Raw genomic sequence first — 17,299 nt, 5'->3', positions numbered from 1 at the left:
CCATGGACATTTTTTTCACAGGAAGGGGAACTTTGAGCATGGTTGTTGCTTTGTCACACACAGGATCGAAAAGTCAGGCGGTGAAGATCTGAAGCGTCGGTCAAGATGAGAATGGCGAGCATGCTTCTGGGGGCGTTCGACGGGACGGGATGGCTCTGACTGCAGAGGGGGCATTCCGACAGTCGAAAAGTACTGCGGTAGTTGTACGTCTTACAGACAAGGAGCTGTTCAGTAGCGACATGGACAGAGCTGTTTTGCGACATGGCCGTAAAGAATTTGAAAGGATAGGTTTGTAACTATCGCCAATAATGTCAGCGTGATATAAGTTTCGCCGACACCAAAAAGAAAGAGCCGTTCAGATAAAAAAACAGGTGAACGGCGGTACTCTTCTTAAAACCAAAGGAGCAAAGTCACGATGAGAGTGATGAAGTGGAGCGCAATCGCACTGGCAGTTACTGCGGCCAGCACCCAATTGGCATCGGCTGCGGCATTCGTAAGCGACCAGTCCGAAGCCACTGGTTTTGTTGAAGGTAGCAAGCTGGACGTCAAAGCCCGCAACTACTACTACAACCGCAACAAAACAGGCGGCGCCGTAGACGACAAAGACTGGACCCAAGGTTTCTGGGGCAACTTCAGCTCCGGTTACACCCAAGGCCTGATCGGTGTTGGTATCGACGCATTCGGTTACGCTGGCTTCAAGCTGGACGGCTCCGACAAATACTCCGGTTCGGGCAACCTGTCGACTGACGCAGATGGCCACAACCATGACAGCTTCGGCAAAGCCGGTGGCGCTGTTAAGTTCCGCGTTTCGAAAACCGAACTGAAAGTCGGTGATATGCAACCTCAGAACCCAGTGTTCGCAGTAGGCGGTTCCCGTCTGTTGCCACAAACTGCCAGCGGTCTGACCTTGCAGAGCAGCGAAATCAAGGGTCTCGACGTTGAAGCTGGTCGTTTCTACTCCGGCACTAGCCAGGACGAAACCAACCGTGACGGCGAAATCTGGGCAACCTACGCTGGCGTGACCTCCAAGTCCGCTACTTTCGGCGGCGGTAAATACGCGGTTACCGACAACCTGGGTGTTGCGTTCTACTACAACAAACTGGAAGACGTGTGGAATCAGTACTACGGCAACGTGAACTACGCCCTGCCGTTGACCGATGACCAGTCCCTGGCCTTCGACTTCAACTACTACAACACCTCGGATACCGGCAGCAAAAAGGCTGGCGATATCACGAACAACACGTTCTCGCTGTCCGCTGCCTACTCTTTCCTGGCAGCTCACACTGTGACCGTGGCCTTCCAGAAAGTTAACGGCAATACGCCGTTCGACTACATCGGTATCGGCGACAACAACCGCGGTGGCGACTCGATCTTCCTGGCCAACTCCATCCAGTATTCCGACTTTAACGGTCCTGGTGAGAAATCCTGGCAAGCTCGCTACGACCTGAACATGGCTCCGTACGGCGTACCTGGTCTGAGCTTCATGACCCGTTACATCAACGGTAAAGACATCGACGGCACCAAGATCGACGCTGGCAGCCCATACCAGGCTTACGGTTATGGTCCAGATGGCAAACACCACGAGACCAACTTCGAGGCCAAGTACGTTGTTCAGACCGGTCCTGCGAAAGACCTGTCGTTCCGTATCCGTCAAGCATGGCACCGTGCAAACGGCGACCAGGCCGAAGGCAACGTGGACGAGTTCCGTCTGATCGTCGACTACCCGATTTCGGTTCTGTAATAGAACTGTCTGACAGTCGTCGTAGAAAAGCCCGGCCTAGCGCCGGGCTTTTTCATTTGAGCGAAAGGCTTAATCCAAGCCGCGCTGCTGCCCTCTCGCCCTGTACTCGACCGTATCACCCCCGTACAATGCCAGGTCATTTCCCAGTCACAGCAACCGACAACGGCCGACCATGCGTACCAGTCAATATTTGCTCGCCACACAAAAAGAAACGCCAAACGATGCGGTCGTGATCAGCCACCAGCTGATGCTTCGTGCCGGCATGATTCGCAAGCTCGCCTCGGGTCTTTACACCTGGCTGCCCATGGGTCTGCGTGTATTGCGCAAGGTTGAGGCGGTCGTTCGTGAAGAAATGAACGCTGCCGGTGCACTGGAAGTCCTGATGCCCGGTATCCAGCCCGCCGAGTTGTGGCAGGAATCCGGTCGCTGGGAGCAGTACGGCCCTGAGCTGCTGCGCCTTAAAGACCGACACGATCGTGATTTCTGCGCCGGCCCGACCCACGAAGAAGTCATCACCGACCTGGCTCGCAACGAGTTGAGCAGCTATAAACAGCTGCCGATCAACATGTACCAGATCCAGACCAAATTCCGTGACGAAATCCGCCCACGCTTCGGTTTGATGCGCGGCCGTGAATTCATCATGAAAGACGCCTACTCGTTCCACGCGACCCAGGACTCCCTGCAGGAAACCTACGACCGCATGCACCAGGCGTACAGCAACGTATTCTCTCGCCTGGGTCTGGACTTCCGCCCAGTGGTGGCTGACAACGGCTCGATCGGCGGTGCCGGTTCCCATGAGTTCCACGTTCTCGCCGAATCCGGCGAAGACGACATCGTGTTCAGCGACAGCTCCGATTACGCAGCCAATATCGAGAAGGCGGAAGCGGTTCCGCGCGAGAAATCCCGTGCCGCAGCCACTGAAGAGCTGCGCCTGGTGGACACACCGAACGCCAAGACCATCGCTGCGCTGGTCGAGCAGTTCGGTCTGGCCATCGAAAAAACCGTGAAGACACTGGTGGTTCACGCCGCCGAAGAAGGCAAGTTGATTGCACTGATCGTCCGGGGCGACCACGAGCTCAATGAAATCAAGGCGTCGAACCACCCGTTGGTGGCCAGTCCTCTGGTCATGGCCAGCGAAGCTGAGCTGCGTGATGCCATCGGTGCAGGCGCGGGCTCGCTCGGCCCGTTGAACCTGCCACTTCCTATCATCATCGACCGCTCGGTTGAATTGATGAGTGACTTCGGCATCGGCGCGAACATCGACGACAAGCACTATTTCGGCGTGAACTGGGAACGGGATCTGCCTGTTCCGGAAGTCGCGGACCTGCGCAATGTCGTTGAAGGCGACCCAAGCCCGGATGGCCAGGGCACGCTGATCATCAAGCGCGGTATCGAAGTGGGTCACATCTTCCAGCTGGGCACCAAATACAGCGACGCGATGAAGTGCCAGGTGCTGGGCGAAAACGGCAAACCGGTCACCCTCGCCATGGGCTGCTACGGCATCGGCGTCTCTCGCGTGGTGGCGGCTGCCATCGAACAGAACAATGACGAAAACGGCATTATCTGGAGCGATGCACTGGCGCCTTTCCAGGTTGCACTGGTTCCGCTGCGTTACGAAACCGAAGCGGTGCGTGAAGCCACCGACAAGCTGTACGCCGAACTGACCGCCGCAGGCTTCGAAGTGCTGCTGGACGACCGTGACAAGAAAACCAGCCCGGGCATCAAATTCGCGGACATGGAGCTGATCGGTATTCCCCATCGCATCGTGGTCAGTGACCGCGGTCTGGCCGAAGGCAACCTGGAATATAAAAGCCGCACCGAGCCTGAAGCTCAGGCCCTGCCAGTTGCTGACGTGCTGTCCTTCATCAAAGGCCGTATCAATCGCTGAGCCGACGGCGCGCCCGCTTTATTGGGGCGTGCTTTCAGCGGCCTGTTCTGCCTCACCTGCACCAAGAGATCTCATGTTCAAGCGAAGTTCCACAAGCCTCGCGGGCGCCGCGTTGTGCGGCAGCCTGCTCGTCAGCGGTTGCGCCAATCATTTGTCTCAACGCAGTGAGCACGAAGAGCGCATTGACCGCAAACTGCTCGATCACAGTTTTCAAATCGACGTGGGCGAGCCCAAGACCTTAGAGCTACCGCAACGTCGAATCCGGATTCACGAACTCAAAACTTTCGACATCACCGAATACGACGTGACCCGTCATTACGATCGCTATACCCCGTATCAGCCTTGGCGTGAGATCTACGAGATCCCGTTGGGGGCCGTGGCGATCGTCGCTGGGGTCGGCGCCAACGTGGTGAACGTACTGACATTCGGCAGCCTGCCGGACAGCGTCACGAAGGATTGGCTCAGTTACGGGATTGCGGGCATCAACCCGTTCATGAACGCGCCCTCCCACGGTCGGGCTCAACAGAACCTGGCCGGTATTGACGAGGTGCAGCGGGATCATCGGGTCGAGCACACCAGCTTGCCCTGGAGTGAGAGCCCGGTTGAGATCAAGTCGAGCAAGGACACCAACGAGCTGAATACCGACCGTAACGGTGTGCTGCGTATTAATCTGCTGGACAGCCCGTTCGCCGAGCAGGATCTGAGCCACGTGACGCAATTGGGTCTGAAGGTTCAGGACGACGCGTCCAATGTGCAAGCTGTAGCCAGTTTGCCATTGAGCAAATCCTTGCGCGGCAAGTTGATCGAAGCGCACGGTTTGATCTACGACGACCTGGAAGATGACGAAGTGAGCCAGTGGGTGCACCGGGTCAAGCGTCTGTCTGAACTGGGTCTGGAAGAAGAAGCCAGCGATCTGGAACAGTCACTGATCGAAATGACTCGCAACGATCCACAGTTGCAGCACGAGTTTCTGCGCTCGTTGGCCAAGGATGCCGGCCGACTGGTTGCGGTACCGGCAGGCCGCGAATAACCCTGGGATCAGTCGAACAGTTGCAGTTGTTCATGGGCGCTTCGCAAGTCATGCAAGCGCACTCCAACTCCCAGCAATCGCACCGGTTTGTCGCCGCGTGCAAACGCCTGAGTCAGCAGTTGTTCGTAACTTTCCAGATCCCTGCCCGCCCCCGCCTGTTCGAGGGTGGTCTGCGTGAAGTCGTGAAATTTTACTTTCACGAACGGCTTGCCTGGCCGGTACAGCGTATCAATCCGGGCGATGCGCCCATTGAGGTTTTCCAACAGCGCCGGAAGCTTTTCCAGACAACTGGCCAGATCGGGAAGATCGGTATCGTAGGTGTTTTCCACACTTACAGACTGTCGACGACTGTCATTCTGGACCGGGCGCTCATCTATGCCGTGGGCCAGATTCCAAAGCCGTTCACCGAATGAGCCAAACTCGCGCACCAGCGCCAGCTTGCTCCAGCCACGCAGGTCCGCACAACTGATGATCCCTGACCGCCCGAGCTTGTCAGCGGTCACCTTCCCCACCCCGTGCAGCTTGGACACCGGCAACTCCGCGACAAAATCCTCTACCTGATCCGGCGTGATGACGAACAAGCCGTTGGGTTTCCGCCAATCACTGGCAATTTTGGCCAGGAATTTATTGGGCGCCACGCCAGCAGACACAGTGATGTGCAGTTGGTTGGAAACTCGCCGACGAATATCCTGGGCGATTCGGGTCGCGCTGCCACCGAAATGACTGCACTCGGAAACATCCAGATAGGCCTCGTCCAACGACAGCGGTTCGATCAGGTCCGTGTAATCGCGAAAGATCGTGTGAATTTCCTTTGATGCTTCTTTATAGGCGTCCATTCGCGGCTTGACGATGGTCAGGTCGGGGCACAGCGTTAGCGCATGTCGCGAAGACATCGCGGAACGGACGCCATACGCCCGTGCCTCGTAGTTGCACGTCGCAATGACACCACGTCGGTCTGCCGAACCGCCCACGGCCAGCGGCTTGCCCGCGAGGTTGGGTTCGTCGCGCATCTCAATGGCGGCATAGAAGCAGTCACAGTCGATATGGATGATTTTGCGCTGCGGCATGACGTGGGGTCGTAGGAAAACGGTCCGCCAGTATCTCACTGACGCATCCGTCTGACACTCATTGCACCACCGTTCGCAAAAATGTGACTGGGTCGAGTCAGACAGCAATGGGGCTGATACGCCCGGCTGGCCTGCCCCTGCTGTGCAATTTGAGCGAGGCGCCCACGCTAAGCTTTTGAAGAAAAAGCACTTTTTTCCGCCACACGCTTGACACCTTGGCGTTCCTCTGTAGAATGCCGCCTCACAGACGCGGGATGGAGCAGTCTGGTAGCTCGTCGGGCTCATAACCCGAAGGTCGTCGGTTCAAATCCGGCTCCCGCAACCAAACATCAAAAAAGCCACTCAACAGAGTGGCTTTTTTGTGCGCGTGAGAAAATCATCCGCGTTCATCTTAGTGAAATATCTTTCATCAATGATGGCGCCCTGACCTGCGGCGCCGTCGAGATAAAAACCTTGTCTGACCGCGAGTTAGGCATGCCGCGGTGAAATTGTGGTTATTTTGTCGATCCTGGAGTTTAAAGGTTGACACCTCGTCGATCGGCTGTAGAATGCCGCCTCACAGACGCGGGATGGAGCAGTCTGGTAGCTCGTCGGGCTCATAACCCGAAGGTCGTCGGTTCAAATCCGGCTCCCGCAACCAACGTTATAAAGAAGGCTACTCGAAAGAGTGGCCTTTTTTTTGCCCTGACGAAAAGGGCCGAACAGCATAGGTATTTGGCTGTCACATCACATTGTCATAGCCGATTGGTCTTTATCGGTTTGTTACCGTATGTTGCCGGTCGCGACAGAATTTGTGCCTTTTGCCGATACGTTTAGGAACAACCGAAACTAGACTCAAGGGTCACGAGACGTCGCTGCCGTATTCGCCCGTTAGACGTTGAAGCGCTAACATCCTGAATTATTTTTTGCGTAGGGATTGGTAACTTGGCTGTATACCCCCATTCTGTCGCGCACGATCCAAGGAGTGATTGATGCGCGCCAACCCGTCCGACTCAAATGAAGCAGTCCCGGAAACCCCTCCGGCTCCTCCTGCCCGACTGCGTGTTCGCGAACTGGTGAGCAAATATCGTCAACCTATCGGGCTGGCTGTCACCATTATCCTGTTCGCCCTCGCATTGATCGCCTGTCGGCACATGCTGACTGAACTCGACATTTATGCGCTGCAAGATTCGCTCCTTAGCGTGCCAATGCCCTCTCTGGCAGGCGCTGTTCTGGCAACGGTCATCGGTTTTACCATTTTGCTGGGCTATGAATGGTCCGCCAGTAAATACGCCAATGTGGAACTGCCACCCAAGTCGTTGGTGATGGGCGGGTTCTGTGCCTTCGCCATCGGCAATGCGGTCGGTCTTTCGATGCTCTCCGGCGGTTCTGTGAGGTATCGCCTGTACTCTCGCTTGGGACTGGGCGCAGGCGAAGTGGCGCACATGACGCTATTTGCCAGCCTCTCGCTCGGGTGCGCGCTTCCGCCATTGGCGGCATTGGCCATGTTAAGCGACCTGCCAGCCGCCTCCCTCGCGCTGCATTTGTCTGTCCCGGTACTGGCGACGATCGCCGTCGCTGTCCTCGCGCTGAGCCTGATCATCGGGGTGGCGGTCTATCGTCGCCGTCTCCCGGAACAGACCATCCCGCACAACCTGCTGGTGCGCGCGGGCCGTCGCACTCTGCGTCTGCCGGGTCTGCGCCTGACGCTGATGCAACTGGTGATTACGGCGCTGGACGTCGCCGCGGCGGCTGCAGTTTTGTATCTGCTGCTGCCGTCCGCGCCGCCTTTTGGTGCATTTCTATTGGTGTACCTGCTGGCACTGGCCGCAGGCGTGCTCAGCCATGTTCCCGGTGGCGTGGGCGTGTTCGAAGCGATCCTGCTCGCCGCTTTTGCTGATGAATTGGGCGCGGCTCCCCTCGCAGCGGCGCTGCTCCTGTATCGCCTGATCTACGTGGTCCTGCCGCTGTTGATCGCGTGTCTGGTGCTGCTGTTCAGCGAGGCCAAGCGCTTCCTGTTCGCGCGTCAGGCCATGCGCGTCGCTTCAGGCCTTGGCGCACCGATCCTGGCCTTGTTGGTGTTTCTCTCGGGCGTCGTGCTGCTGTTTTCTGGTGCGACCCCTGAAATCGACACACGACTGGAAAGCCTGGGCTTTCTGATCCCGCATCGGCTTATCGACGCGTCTCACTTCGGTGCCAGCCTGATCGGCGTGCTCTGCCTGTTGCTCGCCCAAGGCCTGCGCCGGCGACTGTCAGCGGCCTGGATGTTGACCACTATTCTGCTGTTCGTGGGTTCGATCCTGTCGATTCTCAAAGGCTTCGACTGGGCGGAAGCCAGCCTTCTTCTGCTGACGGCATGTCTGCTCGCTATATTCCGTCGCTCGTTCTACCGACCGAGCCGCTTGTTCGAACTGCCTTTTTCGCCCCTGTATCTGGTGGCGAGCATCTGCGTGCTGGGGGCTTCGTTCTGGCTGCTGCTGTTCGCCTATCAAGACGTGCCCTACAGCCATCAGCTGTGGTGGCAATTCACCCTCGACGCCGATGCCCCGCGCGGTTTGCGATCGGCACTTGGGAGCGCGGTGCTGCTGGTGATCGTCTCTCTGACGTGGTTACTGCGGACGGCTCGCCCACAAATCGATCTGCCAGATGAAGCACAACTGGCCAAGGCCGCCGAGATCATCAAAGCGTCCAATCAGCCTGACGGCGGGTTGGTGCTAACAGGCGACAAGGCTGTCTTGCTGCACCCGGATGGCAACGCGTTTCTCATGTACGCCCACCGCGGCCGCAGTCTGGTGGCGTTGTATGACCCCATCGGCCCGACCCAACAACGCGCCGAGCTGATCTGGCAATTCCGCGATCTCTGCGACGTGCACCACGCCCGGCCTGTGTTTTATCAGGTGCGTGCCGAGAACCTGCCGTTCTACATGGACATCGGTCTGACGGCGATCAAGTTAGGCGAAGAGGCCCGGGTCAACCTGCACGCGTTCGACATCGAAGCCAAAGGCAAAGAGATGAAGGACCTGCGCTACACCTGGAATCGGGGTGGTCGCGACGGTCTGTCACTGGAAATCTATGAAGTCGGCCAAGCGCCAATGGATGAGCTGAAAGTGATTTCCGATGCCTGGCTCACGGGCAAGAACGTGCGGGAAAAAGGGTTCTCGCTGGGCCGCTTCAGCCTGGATTACCTCAAGCATTTCCGCATTGCCATCGTTCACTTCCAAGGCAAGCCGGTGGCGTTTTCGAACCTGCTGGAAACATCCCGACAGGATCTCGCCAGTCTGGACTTGATGCGCTCGCACCCCGACGCGCCGAAGCTGACCATGGAATTCATGATGGTCGGCCTGATTCTTCATTATAAAAAGGAAGGCTACGCCCGCTTCAGCCTGGGTATGGTGCCGTTGTCAGGTCTGCAACCTCGGCGTGGGGCGCCCTTGACCCAGCGTTTGGGTTCGATGGTGTTCAGTCGCGGCGAGCAACTCTACAACTTCCAAGGCCTGCGTCGTTTCAAAGACAAATTCCAGCCTGACTGGGAACCTCGTTATATGGCAGTGCCCGCAGGACTCGATCCGCTGGTGGCACTGGCAGACACTGCCGCCCTTATCGCGGGCGGCCTGACTGGATTGGTGAAACGCTAATGATTCAACGCTACTGGCGCTTTTTGCTCGCAGCCCTGGTAATTCTGGTGGTGGCATTAGGATTCTGGCTGTGGAACCGCCCGCCCGCTCAGCCCACGCTGGAACGCATCACGCTTGGAGATGGTTCGGCCCTGATCCGTGCAACCCCGTCCACCAAGATCAAGACGCGCGTCGCCCTGGCTGCAACGACAGAAGATTCGCTGACCGATAAGCAAGTCCTCGCCTTGAGCTACGACGCCTCGGCGCAAGTCATTCAAGTGATCTTGCCGAAAGACGATTGCCTGCTGCAGGAGAAGGCCTTTAGCAGCGCGCTGCAAAACCTTGATGGCACACCGGACGTGGTCGCAGGGATCAGCGCGGGCGGCTCGGTCGCCTGGAACTGGTTGGCAGGTCAGAACAACGACAAGGCCCAGGCCATCTCGGTGAACTTCGTGCTCAATCAGCCGGACTGCAAGGTTCCGCCGCCTAAAGCCGCCGCCCATGGCAAATGGACCGTGGCGTGGAACGATGGCCCGGATGACGAGACCGCGGTCTTTGTGCGTGATACGCCTAACGCCGAAACCAAAATCAGCGACTACGACATCAAGTACCCGCAGATTCTGAACACTGAAGTCCGTCATCTGCTGATTGCCGATGACGCCAACGGCGGTCTCAACATTCCGGTGGTGGAAGTGCCTTCGAGCCAGCCATCGGATACGGTCACCCTGTTCCTCTCGGGGGATGGTGGCTGGCGCGACCTGGACAAGGATGTCGCTGGCGACATGGCTAAGTCCGGCGGCTATCCGGTGGTCGGCATCGACACACTGCGCTATTACTGGGAACACAAGTCGCCAGAACAGACCGCGACCGACCTGAGCGAACTGATGGCCCACTACCGGCAAAAATGGGGTGCCAAGCATTTCGTACTCGCGGGGTATTCGTTCGGCGCTGACGTGTTGCCAGCGATCTACAACCGCTTGCCGGAAGACGACAAAGGGCGGGTGGACGGCATCATCCTGCTTGCCTTCGCCCGCAGCGGCAGCTTCGAAATCGCCGTCGAAGGCTGGCTCGGTGCCTCCGGCAAAGAAGCGGCGACCGGTCCGGAAATGGCGAAGCTGCCAGGCGACAAGGTGCTGTGCGTGTACGGCGTGGAAGAGAAGGACGAGAGCGGCTGTACCGAAGCCACTGCCCCCGGCGAGAAGATCCAGCTGCCAGGCGGTCACCACTTCGACGAGAACTACCCTTCCCTGGCTAAACGTCTGATCGCAGTCATCGACAAGTGGAAAGGCAAGGAAGCGCCACCGACGGCTGCCAACGAGTAATCCAGGGCGCAAAAAAATCCCCGCACTCGAAAGACTGCGGGGATTTTTTATGGCCGACGGAGGCCCTCATGATTCAGCGACGGGCCCCATGAGTGGTGCCAATCATCTGTGGGAGCGAATTCATTCGCGATTGGCCAGCGCAGCCGATACACCTCTGTCGCCTGTCCCATTTTTCGCGAATGAATTCGCTCCCACAGGCGTACAGCGTCGGTTTTTTTGCACCGCAGCGCTGCACTCACCTTTGATGGCTTACATCTCCACCTGCGTACCCAGTTCGATCACACGGTTGTACGGCAGCTTGAAGAAGCGCAGGTTGCCGTTGGCGTTCTTCAACATGAACGCGAACAAGCCTTCGCGCCAGCGCGCCATGCCGGCCAGTTTGGTCGAGACCACGGTTTCACGACTGAGGAAGTAGGTGGTGCGCATCGGGCTGAAGTCCAGATCCGGCAGGTGACACAGCTTCAGCGCGGCAGGCACGTCGGGCTCGTCAATGAAGCCGAAGTGCAGAATGACCCGGAAGAAGCCTTCACCATACGCTTCGACTTCGAAACGTTGCGCGGCCGGAACCCTCGGGGTGTCTTCGTAGACGACGGTCAGTAGAACGACCTGCTCATGCAGCACTTGGTTATGCAACAAGTTGTGCAGCAATGCGTGAGGAACCGCGTCCGGACGTGCGGTGAGGAACACGGCGGTACCCTGCACGCGATGTGGCGGCTGCACGCGGATACTGCTGATGAAGATCGGCAGTGGCAGCCCGCCTTCGTCGATACGGTCCACCAGCAGCTGCTTGCCGCGCTTCCACGTGGTCATGAGGATGAACAGCGCAATACCCGCCAGGAACGGGAACGCGCCCCCCTGCACCACTTTCGGCACGTTGGCGGCGAAGAACAGGCCGTCGACGAACAGACAGCCCAACAGAATCGGGATCGCTACCAGCGGCGACCACTTCCACGCCAGCAGCATCACCGACGACACCAGAATGGTGGTGCACAGCATGGTCCCGGTCACGGCCACGCCGTAGGCCGATGCCAGCGCGCCGGACGATTCGAAGCCCAGCACCAGCAGGATCACACCCACCATCAGCGACCAGTTCACCGCGCCGATGTAAATCTGGCCTTGGGCATCGCTGGACGTGTGCTGGATATACATGCGCGGGATGTAGCCCAGTTGAATGGCCTGGAGCGTCATGGAGAATGCGCCGGAAATCACCGCCTGCGAGGCGATAATGGTGGCCAGCGTCGACAGACCGATCAATGGCAACAGCGCCCAACTCGGCGCCAACAGGTAGAACGGGTTACGCACGGCCTCGGGGTCCTCGATCACGAGGGCACCCTGGCCGAAATAGTTGAGAACCAGCGCCGGCAGCACCAGACCGAACCAGGCACGGGAAATCGGCTTGCGACCGAAGTGGCCCATGTCCGCGTACAACGCTTCAGCACCGGTCAGCGCCAGCACCACAGCGCCGAGAACGGCCACACCAATGCCGGGATGATCGATAAAGAACCGCACGGCCCAAGCCGGGTTCACCGCGTGCAGCACTTCGGGCTGCTGAACGATGCCATGAATGCCCAACACGCCAAGGGTGACGAACCACAGGACCATGATCGGGCCGAACATCACGCCGATCCGCGCCGTACCGTGACGTTGAATGAGAAAGAGAGCCACCAGCACGATCAATGCGATGGGCACGACCCAATGGTCAAGCCCGTCGAATGCCAGCTCCATCCCCTCGACCGCTGACAATACCGAGATGGCCGGAGTGATCATGCTGTCGCCGTAGAACAAAGCAGCGCCAAACAGACCAAACACGATCATCGTCGCTTGCAGCTTCGGGAATTTGGCGGAGGCGCGCCGGGCCAGCGCCGTCAGCGCCATGATGCCGCCCTCGCCGTCGTTATCAGCGCGCAGCACCAAGGCCATGTACTTGAACGAAACGACCCACACCAGCGCCCAGAAAATCAGCGAGAGAATCCCCAGCACCGAATCGTGGCCAGCTTGCACGCCATACCCGCCGACGAAGACTTCTTTGATCGTGTACAACGGGCTCGTACCGATATCGCCGTACGCCACCCCCACCGCTCCCACCAGCAGACTCAACGGCTTGACCGACGAATGCCCGGCCTCTGCCTGACTCGTTGCGTGACCCATTTACCACTCCTGAAACCATGACCCAAGCACCGCGGCGCGCTGCTGTCAGATTGACCCGCAGCGCACCTGTAAATTCCGATTCACCCGGCCGACAAGGGCCACCGGGTTCGACGCCGCGAAGCATAGCGCAGCACTCGTCGTAATTCTCGGTATAACGCTGGTCAATCGCCGGAGTCATCGCTAGAATTGCGCACTTTTTGATCAGAGGCGCACCAAGCGCCCAGTCAATGCCCAGGCCACACGCCGGGGCGTACCTACGCCGAGGTTAGTCAATGTCCACCGTCCCCACGTCTGCCGCCCCCAAGGTCGGCTTTGTCAGCCTTGGTTGCCCGAAGGCTCTGGTCGATTCCGAACGCATCCTTACCCAGCTGCGCATGGAAGGCTATCAGGTCGTGCCGACCTACGAAGACGCCGACGTGGTGGTGGTCAACACCTGCGGTTTCATCGACAGCGCCAAGGCCGAATCCCTGGACACCATTGGTGAGGCCCTCGCGGAAAACGGCAAGGTGATCGTCACCGGTTGCATGGGCGTGGACGAAAGCGTCATCCGCAACGTGCACCCGAGCGTACTGGCCGTGACCGGTCCGCAGCAGTACGAGCAAGTGGTCAACGCCGTGCACGACGCTGCGCCGCCGAAGCTCGATCACAATCCGCTCATTGACCTGGTGCCGCCGCAAGGCATCAAGCTGACGCCGCGCCACTACGCGTACCTCAAGATTTCCGAAGGCTGTAACCACAGTTGCAGCTTCTGCATCATCCCGTCGATGCGCGGCAAGCTGGTCAGCCGCCCGGTGGGCGATGTGCTCGATGAAGCCCAGCGTCTGGTCAAGGCAGGCGTGAAAGAACTGCTGGTGATCTCTCAGGACACCAGCGCCTACGGCGTTGACATCAAATACCGCACCGGTTTCTGGAACGGCCAACCGGTCAAGACCCGCATGACCGAGCTCTGCCAGGCACTCAGCTCGCTGGGCGTCTGGGTGCGTCTGCATTACGTCTACCCGTACCCGCACGTCGATGAAATCATCCCGCTGATGGCTGAGGGCAAGATCCTGCCGTACCTGGACATCCCGTTCCAGCACGCCAGCCCGAAAATCCTCAAGCTGATGAAGCGCCCGGCCTTCGAAGACAAGACCCTGGCGCGCATCAAGAAATGGCGCGAGCAGTGCCCGGACCTGATCATCCGTTCGACGTTCATCGTCGGCTTCCCGGGCGAGACTGAAGAAGACTTCCAATACCTGCTGGACTGGCTGACAGAAGCGCAGCTGGACCGCGTAGGCTGCTTCCAGTACTCGCCGGTCGAGGGTGCGCCTGCCAACCTGCTTGACGCCCCGATCGTACCGGACGACGTCAAACAGGATCGCTGGGACCGCTTCATGGCACACCAGCAAGCCATCAGCGCTGCACGGCTGCAAATGAAGATCGGCAAGGAAATCGAAGTGTTGATCGACGAAGTGGACGAACAGGGCTTCGTGGGCCGTTCGTTCTTCGACGCGCCCGAAATCGACGGGAACGTGTTCGTGGAAAGCGACCGCGACCTCAAGCCGGGCGACAAGGTCCTGTGCCGCGTGGTCGATGCCGACGAATACGACCTGTGGGCCGAGCCTGTCTAAGCCCCTCCGCGCTCCCTGCCTCATACACAACCCCGCCCTTCAAACGGCGGGGTTTGTTTTTTCTGGCTATCGTCACCACATCAGGAAAACGACAAGAAGAGGAGAAGAGGCAACATGACCCACCACTCGGTCATTTACCTGCCGAAAAAGCACGACTACGCCGAATTGACCCGCGTCTGGGAAGCTTCGGTTCGCGCCACCCATGATTTTCTGCCGGAAAATTACATCACGCTGCTCAGGAATCTTCTGGAGACCCAGTACCTGGACGCCGTGAACCTGTTCTGCACCCGCGACTCCCAGTTGCACATCACCGGCTTTGGCGGCACCACCCCCGGCAAGCTGGAGATGCTGTTCATTGCGCCGGAGTATCGAGGGATGGGGCTGGGCAAAAAGCTGCTGGATTACGCCATCGAGCATTTTCAGGTGACTGAACTCGACGTGAACGAACAGAATCCGCAAGCGTTGGGGTTTTATGAGAAGCAGGGATTCGAGGTCGTAGGACGCTCGGAAGTGGATGGGCTGGGACGCCCTTATCCGATGTTGCGGATGCGCAAGCCAAAGGAATCCCGCGGGTCAGGCGTCAGATAATTCTGACGCCCAACGCACGAGAGGTACTACGGTCATCAATCTTTTTTCGCGCCGGAACTGATGGTGCCGAAACGCTTATTAAAGCCTGCGATACGGCCTTCCGTCGTGGTTTTACGCGTCTGCCCGGTGTACATCGGGTGCGAAGCGCTGGACACGTCCAGAGCGACATACGGGTAAATGTTACCGTCGCTGTGCTTCTGCGTGCGGTCAGTGTCGACCGTGGAACCGATCAAGAAAAACACGTCGGCAGCGGTGTCGTGGAACAGGACCTGACGGTACTCGGGGTGAATGTTCGGCTTCATGGCGCTCTCCAAATGTAAGTGATCATGTAATACGTTATACAGTAACAATTACCAAAAGTTCAATCGCAACTTTTTTGTAACGGTTACAACTTTCGTCTTTGCTGAGGCCGCCAGTGCCGCTAAGGTTCGCGCCGCTGTCAAAAGCACCGCCCCGATACTGCCTCGGGAATGGAATAGATGAGTTACCAGGAGGTTGTGTAATGCCCATGATTGATCGCTATGAACTGTCCCTTCCCGGCCACATGCGGCTGATCGATGCACGAAGCGCGCTGAATTATCTGGAGCGCTTTATTCATGATGCCGATGGCCCGATCGACAGCAAGGTGCTGGCTGACAAGCTGGAGCCACTGGTCGAAGCGCTTCACGACGCGTCTGATGAAACGCGTCCGGTGGACGGAAGGGATGCGTTCGCGAGAGAAGTCTGCAGGCTGAACTACATCATGCTGTCCCTTCAGGAGCAGGAAGTCTTGCAAGAGATACGCAGCTGCACCGAAGAAGGGAGAGAAGAAATCTACGCGATGATCAGCGAAATTCAGGATCGTATGGCACAGCCTGATCCTCAGTAATCGCGTTCGAGCTTATCCCACTCGTCACGCCTATAACCCGCAGAGGAGACATTGAAAGCAACGAGGCGCGCCATTGCAGCGCGCCTTGCCTAAATCATGCCGCTTCCTGAAAGTCCATCTCGGGCGGCTGACGGCGGAAACCGCCTGTGAGCCACGCCAGGTAGATGCAACCCAGCGCCAGCCAGCTCAGGCCCAGGATAAGCGCCATCTTATCCAGGCTGACCATCAGCCAAAGACACGCCACCGCACCGATGAGTGGAAAAATTAAAAACAGCACGAACTCACGTAAACCGCGGTTCTTGGCGCCGATCCAGTAGTGGAAGATCACCGATACGTTGACGAGTGTGAAAGCCAGAAAAGCGCCAAAGTTGATGAAGGAAGTGGATGTCGTTACGTCCAGTTTCAGCGCCATCAGCGCCACCACGCCACACAACACGATGCTGTTGACCGGTGTGCCGAAGCGCTCACTGACGCGGCCAAAGAAAGAAGTCGAGAGCACGCCGTCCCGGCCCATCGCGTACAGCAACCGCGATCCGCTCGCCTGAGCAGCCAGGCCCGACGCGAACTGTCCAACCACCATGCCAATCATGAAGAAGCTGACGAAGAGGTCACCGCCGATGTTCTTCGCGATCTCGTAGGCCGCTGAGTCCGAGTTTTCGAACACGATGGAGGGATGCGCCAGTTGTACGAAGTAAGAAACGACGATGAAGATCAAGCCACCAATCAGCGTGATGAGCATGATGGCCCGGGGAATGGTGCGAACCGGGTCTTTGGTTTCTTCGGTGAGCGTACTCACGGCGTCGAAGCCCAGGAAGGAGTAACAGGCAATGGCCGACCCGCCCATGATCAGGGGCAACTTCATGTCCCCCGAGATAAATGGGGACAATGTCCAAAGAGGCGTACTCGCGTCTCCGGCGATGTAGTGAATGCACAGCACCACAAACGCTACCAACACCAGCATCTGGATGAGCATCAACAACGCGCTGACTTTATTGGCCAACTTCAAGCCAACGATGTTGATGACGCTGGTGATGATAATGAAGGCGAGTACCCAGACCGCCTGAGGCACTGACGGAAACGCAGACCCCAGGTAAGCGGCGCCGATGAGCCAAATCGCCATCGGAAGGAAGAGATAATCGAGCAGAACGGCCCAGCCAGCGAGGAAGCCCAGTTTGGGACTGATGGCCTTTCGCACGTAGCTATAGGCTGATCCCGCCACTGGATACGCAGCGGCCATGTGGCCATAGCTCAAGGCGGTAAAAAACATCGGAATCAACGCGGCCAGATAAGCTGCCGGCACCATGCCGTTGGTTGATGTGGCGAGAATGCCGAATGTTGCCAGAACGACGGTAGGGGTCATGTAGGCGATGCCAAAAAGCACCACCGCCCCCAATGAGAGAGTGCGTTGCAGACGAGCCATGAGCTGTTACTCCGGGATTATTGG

Annotated in this window: 12 protein-coding genes and 2 tRNA genes; 10 read left to right on the top strand and 4 right to left on the bottom strand. The window is 58.2% G+C overall.

What is annotated here, in order from left to right:
- The first annotated feature begins 415 nt into the window (after positions 1-415).
- The 3 genes from ACIQAL_RS20945 to ACIQAL_RS20935 all read left to right on the top strand — a co-directional run bounded on the left by ACIQAL_RS20945 (position 416) and on the right by ACIQAL_RS20935 (position 4,659).
- The gene (locus ACIQAL_RS20945; RefSeq protein WP_341962536.1) at positions 416-1,741 is read left to right on the top strand and encodes an OprD family porin; all 1,326 of its coding nucleotides are present in this window, start codon (positions 416-418) and stop codon (positions 1,739-1,741) included.
- A 172-nt stretch (positions 1,742-1,913) separates the two neighbouring features.
- Positions 1,914-3,629 (top strand): proline--tRNA ligase, encoded by a 1,716-nt coding sequence (locus ACIQAL_RS20940; RefSeq protein WP_401148992.1) that lies wholly within the window; start codon positions 1,914-1,916, stop codon positions 3,627-3,629.
- Between the two features lie 73 nt (positions 3,630-3,702).
- Positions 3,703-4,659: a hypothetical protein gene (locus ACIQAL_RS20935; RefSeq protein WP_401148989.1), complete on the top strand. Its 957-nt coding sequence runs from the start codon at positions 3,703-3,705 to the stop codon at positions 4,657-4,659.
- Positions 4,660-4,667: 8 nt separating this feature from the next.
- On the opposite strand, the gene dinB is transcribed toward ACIQAL_RS20935, so the two are convergent.
- Positions 4,668-5,726 (bottom strand): DNA polymerase IV, encoded by a 1,059-nt coding sequence (gene dinB, locus ACIQAL_RS20930; protein ID WP_401148986.1) that lies wholly within the window; start codon positions 5,724-5,726, stop codon positions 4,668-4,670.
- A 248-nt stretch (positions 5,727-5,974) separates the two neighbouring features.
- Here dinB and ACIQAL_RS20925 point away from each other — a divergent pair.
- The 4 genes from ACIQAL_RS20925 to ACIQAL_RS20910 all read left to right on the top strand — a co-directional run bounded on the left by ACIQAL_RS20925 (position 5,975) and on the right by ACIQAL_RS20910 (position 10,641).
- Positions 5,975-6,051 (top strand) — tRNA-Met (locus ACIQAL_RS20925).
- Between the two features lie 238 nt (positions 6,052-6,289).
- Positions 6,290-6,366 (top strand) — tRNA-Met (locus ACIQAL_RS20920).
- A gap of 331 nt (positions 6,367-6,697) precedes the next feature.
- Positions 6,698-9,340, top strand: a complete 2,643-nt coding sequence (gene mprF / locus ACIQAL_RS20915; protein WP_341962533.1) for a bifunctional lysylphosphatidylglycerol flippase/synthetase MprF — start codon at positions 6,698-6,700, stop codon at positions 9,338-9,340.
- Positions 9,340-10,641 (top strand): AcvB/VirJ family lysyl-phosphatidylglycerol hydrolase, encoded by a 1,302-nt coding sequence (locus tag ACIQAL_RS20910; RefSeq protein WP_401148982.1) that lies wholly within the window; start codon positions 9,340-9,342, stop codon positions 10,639-10,641. The genes mprF and ACIQAL_RS20910 overlap by 1 nt, the downstream gene beginning before the upstream one ends.
- Positions 10,642-10,890: 249 nt before the next feature.
- Here ACIQAL_RS20910 and ACIQAL_RS20905 read toward each other — a convergent pair whose 3' ends face one another.
- Complete coding sequence (locus tag ACIQAL_RS20905; RefSeq protein ID WP_166596246.1) at positions 10,891-12,789, bottom strand: potassium transporter Kup; 1,899 nt, start codon at positions 12,787-12,789, stop codon at positions 10,891-10,893.
- Positions 12,790-13,061: 272 nt separating this feature from the next.
- On the opposite strand from ACIQAL_RS20905, the gene rimO reads away from it, so the two are divergent.
- Both rimO and ACIQAL_RS20895 read left to right on the top strand, forming a co-directional pair.
- A complete protein-coding gene (gene rimO, locus ACIQAL_RS20900; protein ID WP_401148979.1) occupies positions 13,062-14,399 on the top strand; it encodes a 30S ribosomal protein S12 methylthiotransferase RimO in 1,338 nt (445 codons plus the stop codon).
- Between the two features lie 114 nt (positions 14,400-14,513).
- Entirely contained in the window at positions 14,514-14,987 is a 474-nt protein-coding gene (locus ACIQAL_RS20895; RefSeq protein ID WP_401148976.1) for a GNAT family N-acetyltransferase, read from the top strand.
- Between the two features lie 35 nt (positions 14,988-15,022).
- Here ACIQAL_RS20895 and ACIQAL_RS20890 read toward each other — a convergent pair whose 3' ends face one another.
- The gene (locus ACIQAL_RS20890) at positions 15,023-15,289 is read right to left on the bottom strand and encodes a type B 50S ribosomal protein L31 (RefSeq protein WP_401148974.1); all 267 of its coding nucleotides are present in this window, start codon (positions 15,287-15,289) and stop codon (positions 15,023-15,025) included.
- A 200-nt stretch (positions 15,290-15,489) separates the two neighbouring features.
- On the opposite strand from ACIQAL_RS20890, the gene ACIQAL_RS20885 reads away from it, so the two are divergent.
- Positions 15,490-15,855 carry a hypothetical protein gene (locus tag ACIQAL_RS20885; RefSeq protein WP_166596242.1) on the top strand — a complete coding sequence of 122 codons (366 nt, stop codon included), beginning with the start codon at positions 15,490-15,492 and terminating at the stop codon, positions 15,853-15,855.
- A gap of 94 nt (positions 15,856-15,949) precedes the next feature.
- On the opposite strand, the gene ACIQAL_RS20880 is transcribed toward ACIQAL_RS20885, so the two are convergent.
- The gene (locus ACIQAL_RS20880; protein WP_401148971.1) at positions 15,950-17,275 is read right to left on the bottom strand and encodes an APC family permease; all 1,326 of its coding nucleotides are present in this window, start codon (positions 17,273-17,275) and stop codon (positions 15,950-15,952) included.
- Positions 17,276-17,299 lie beyond the last annotated feature (24 nt).

It is taken from the genome of Pseudomonas sp. NPDC088368 (assembly GCF_044753445.1).
GTDB classification, from domain to species: domain Bacteria; phylum Pseudomonadota; class Gammaproteobacteria; order Pseudomonadales; family Pseudomonadaceae; genus Aquipseudomonas; species Aquipseudomonas bambusae.
Note: the sequence above shows the minus strand (reverse complement) of the source record. Positions and strands in the feature narration are given on the sequence as shown.

Excerpts from the sequence above, each read along its gene's own strand:
- ACIQAL_RS20945 (WP_341962536.1), top strand. The coding sequence starts at position 416 with ATGAGAGTGATGAAGTGGAGCGCAATCGCACTGGCAGTTACTGCGGCC.
- ACIQAL_RS20940 (WP_401148992.1), top strand. The coding sequence starts at position 1,914 with ATGCGTACCAGTCAATATTTGCTCGCCACACAAAAAGAAACGCCAAAC.
- ACIQAL_RS20935 (WP_401148989.1), top strand. The coding sequence starts at position 3,703 with ATGTTCAAGCGAAGTTCCACAAGCCTCGCGGGCGCCGCGTTGTGCGGC.
- dinB (WP_401148986.1), bottom strand. The coding sequence starts at position 5,726 with ATGCCGCAGCGCAAAATCATCCATATCGACTGTGACTGCTTCTATGCC.
- mprF (WP_341962533.1), top strand. The coding sequence starts at position 6,698 with ATGCGCGCCAACCCGTCCGACTCAAATGAAGCAGTCCCGGAAACCCCT.
- ACIQAL_RS20910 (WP_401148982.1), top strand. The coding sequence starts at position 9,340 with ATGATTCAACGCTACTGGCGCTTTTTGCTCGCAGCCCTGGTAATTCTG.
- ACIQAL_RS20905 (WP_166596246.1), bottom strand. The coding sequence starts at position 12,789 with ATGGGTCACGCAACGAGTCAGGCAGAGGCCGGGCATTCGTCGGTCAAG.
- rimO (WP_401148979.1), top strand. The coding sequence starts at position 13,062 with ATGTCCACCGTCCCCACGTCTGCCGCCCCCAAGGTCGGCTTTGTCAGC.
- ACIQAL_RS20895 (WP_401148976.1), top strand. The coding sequence starts at position 14,514 with ATGACCCACCACTCGGTCATTTACCTGCCGAAAAAGCACGACTACGCC.
- ACIQAL_RS20890 (WP_401148974.1), bottom strand. The coding sequence starts at position 15,289 with ATGAAGCCGAACATTCACCCCGAGTACCGTCAGGTCCTGTTCCACGAC.
- ACIQAL_RS20885 (WP_166596242.1), top strand. The coding sequence starts at position 15,490 with ATGCCCATGATTGATCGCTATGAACTGTCCCTTCCCGGCCACATGCGG.
- ACIQAL_RS20880 (WP_401148971.1), bottom strand. The coding sequence starts at position 17,275 with ATGGCTCGTCTGCAACGCACTCTCTCATTGGGGGCGGTGGTGCTTTTT.